3 protein-coding genes are annotated in these 2,881 nt (G+C 46.9%); 2 read left to right on the top strand and 1 reads right to left on the bottom strand.

What is annotated here, in order from left to right:
- Positions 1–224: 224 nt before the first annotated feature.
- Entirely contained in the window at positions 225–467 is a 243-nt protein-coding gene (locus ACSHWX_RS18055; RefSeq protein WP_435669599.1) for a DUF1294 domain-containing protein, read from the top strand.
- Between the two features lie 107 nt (positions 468–574).
- Here ACSHWX_RS18055 and ACSHWX_RS18050 read toward each other — a convergent pair whose 3' ends face one another.
- The gene (locus tag ACSHWX_RS18050; protein ID WP_435669598.1) at positions 575–1,402 is read right to left on the bottom strand and encodes a LysR family transcriptional regulator; all 828 of its coding nucleotides are present in this window, start codon (positions 1,400–1,402) and stop codon (positions 575–577) included.
- Between the two features lie 119 nt (positions 1,403–1,521).
- Between ACSHWX_RS18050 and ACSHWX_RS18045 the strand changes: the two genes are divergently transcribed.
- A complete protein-coding gene (locus ACSHWX_RS18045; RefSeq protein WP_435669597.1) occupies positions 1,522–2,562 on the top strand; it encodes an aldo/keto reductase in 1,041 nt (346 codons plus the stop codon).
- The last annotated feature ends 319 nt before the right edge of the window (positions 2,563–2,881 follow it).

The raw sequence follows: 2,881 nt of genomic DNA, 5'->3' as shown, positions 1-2,881 counted from the left end.
CGCCCCCAGTGTGAAAACGCTGGGGGCGTTTTGCTGTGCGCGCGAAAAGAAGGGGGGGCTAGAATGATGGCGACGAACACTAAAACCAGGCGACCTATTCCATCTTTCGTGTTTGTTTGTAGAATGAGATACCGACACCTCGAAAGTAGGAAATCACCTTGCAAATTAGTCTTTTGCCATCAGAGCTAGTTTTTGTTGCTATATATGTGGTTATTGTTAACTGCATGGCATTTGGCGCATTTGCATTGGACAAGCACTTTGCCGAAAAACATATGCGGCGAATTTCTGAGAGATCATTGCTAACGCTCGCAATGCTCGGCGGTACAATTGGCGCAATTGCTGGTCAGCACATATTACGGCATAAAACTTATAAGCAGCCATTCAAAACAATATTGTTTGTGATACCGATCGTCCATATAGCTATTATAGCTCTATTGTGGCTTGCGCAGTTTCTAGAACTTTTATGATTGCGAAACACCACCACATGGTGGGCTACGTGTCGCAACTGATATTGCGGATATAGAGAATCAATTCGTTCAACTTCGTTGCGCCTTATTGCGTAAAAAAATGAACGCTATTGGGCAGAGCGATTCTCAAACACCGCACAAATCCGGTTAATGACACGACGAACTTCGGGCAGATGCCGGTCATCTTGATGGGTGACAATCCATTGATCATGAGTAAGCTCGGGAATTACATCGCTTGCACGATGTAATTCGGTATACGAATCACCAATGAATGTTGGGAGTAAGGCTTTACCTTTTCCTGCCAACGCGAGATCGAGGCAGTTTCGCGGTGCGATGACTTCGCAAACAGCTTGGTCAACCATTTCCTTTTCCAGCCATCTGGCTGAAGGCGTATCGGCAATAACTTTGATCCAAGTATCCCCTCCACCAGCTGTGACATAGGGCGCGAATTCCACGCGCGAAAGCTTGCATCCGGCGAGGCTTTTCTCGGTTGGACGCTGATTTCGTAATCCGATGATCACTTCACGATGGGGAATATCAAGTATACATTCGGCCGAAACGAATCGAATATGCGTGTCGGCGGGGCAACCGGTGATGGTGTCTAAATCCTTGAGTAGGGCCAGGGTGGTCCACGTGCCCGCGGAGACTTTCACTAAAGGCTCATGATTGTTGGCAGCTGTTGGCATTAGCCCAACAATGTTTTCCTCGACTTTTGCCAGATCATTCAACAGATTTGTTGCAGCCGAGGTCAAACTATACCCTCCAACATGGCGGATAAACAGATCCCGCCTTAATGTACGTTCGAGCGCCAACATCCTTCGCCCAAGAGTTGCTGGACTGCAACCCGTTACTTTTGCGGCGCGAGACAGTCCCCCTTCGCGGGCAACTGCCATAAATAGTCGAAGATCATCCCAATTATGGGGCTTTTCATTCATGCAATGGCCTTTTCAATCAGAAATGTTTTGTCGCTTTATCCTAACACCTACCATGTTTTTCGGACGGGAGTTATGAGCCGATCTCACAATTGCCATCAGCATATAGAAAAGGAAAACTCATGACGAATATAATGGAAATGCCATCGTGCCCACTAGGGAATGGTGGGCCGATCGTTTCTAAATTTGCCTTGGGCACCATGACATTTGGTGTGGAAACCGAAGAGGCAGAAGCCTTCCGGCAACTCGATTTGTACACAGACCATGGAGGGATATTCATTGACACAGCCGACGTCTACGGCATGGGTTTATCCGAAGAAATAATTGGAAAATGGGGCCGTCAACGCGGGGGTATGGACAACTTTGTTCTTGCAACAAAGGGGAGATTTATGCCGCCTGCTGGGAGTTATGGCGCGTCGCGTAACAGCCTGGTGGCTTCGGTTGATGCAAGTTTGAAGCGTCTGCAGACCGAGACTATTGATGTGTACTTTGTGCATGGGTGGGATCGACATACTGATATCATAGAAACTCTTTCCACACTCGATGAGTTGGTGCGTGCAGGTAAAATTCGAAATATAGCTTGGTCAAATGTCTCTGGGTGGCAGCTGCAAAAGATATTCATGACAGCAAGGGCCAATGGATTGCCTTTGCCGGCGGCACTTCAACCTCAATACAATTTACTTGAACGTGGGATTGAATATGAAGTTCTGCCTTGCTGTCTTGAAAACGATATTGCTTTGACCCCTTGGTCACCATTAGGTGGTGGCTGGCTAACGGGCAAATATTCGAATTTAGAAAGACCGACGGGCAAGACACGCCTGGGTGAAGACCCGAATCGGGGTGTTGAAGCATACGATTTGAGAAATACCGACAAAACCCAAGATATTATCGAAACTGTTCGAATAATCGCTAAGCGTCACGATTGTCCCACATCACATGTTGCGCTTTCATGGCTTGCATCACGCCCCGGTGTTGCGTCCATTCTCTTGGGCGCGCGCACTGTGGATCAACTAAAAAGCAATTTGGAGGCAGTTCAGTTTAACTTAGAAAGTTCAGAGCTCATCGAACTTACAAAAGTTTCGTCAGCTGCTTCGCTTCCATACCCATACAATTTTCTGGGTGAGTGGTGTGAAATGGATGTTTGGTCGAATTTGGGCACCTAATGCATCCTGCATATGCCACTCGAAGTATGTAGAAGCGAATCTCTTCATGATGATTTTGCCGGATTATGTTCTACAATTTCGAATTGAACTTCGTTACCTTGTTGGCTAGCGGTCAAATACAGATGGTATCTCTGGTATGGTGAGACATGATCAATTCTGTCTAACTTCACCGGAAAGCCCCGACCATAGGGCTGTTGCTAGGCCTCGTTTGAAATGCCCTATGATACTGTCATATTTCTGCAATTTTTATTGTTATTGTCGTTGACTCTTATTTTGAGTGGTCCTATAACCCCCAAGCGCTGACGGAAATGGTGTTGAG

It is taken from the genome of Maritalea sp. (assembly GCF_051251695.1).
In the GTDB taxonomy this organism is placed as follows: Bacteria; Pseudomonadota; Alphaproteobacteria; order Rhizobiales; family Devosiaceae; genus Maritalea.
Note: the sequence above shows the minus strand (reverse complement) of the source record. Positions and strands in the feature narration are given on the sequence as shown.

Bases quoted from the DNA above. Each gene is read 5' to 3' on its own strand.
- ACSHWX_RS18050 (WP_435669598.1), bottom strand. From the start codon at position 1,402: ATGAATGAAAAGCCCCATAATTGGGATGATCTTCGACTATTTATGGCA.
- ACSHWX_RS18045 (WP_435669597.1), top strand. From the start codon at position 1,522: ATGACGAATATAATGGAAATGCCATCGTGCCCACTAGGGAATGGTGGG.
- ACSHWX_RS18055 (WP_435669599.1), top strand. From the start codon at position 225: ATGGCATTTGGCGCATTTGCATTGGACAAGCACTTTGCCGAAAAACAT.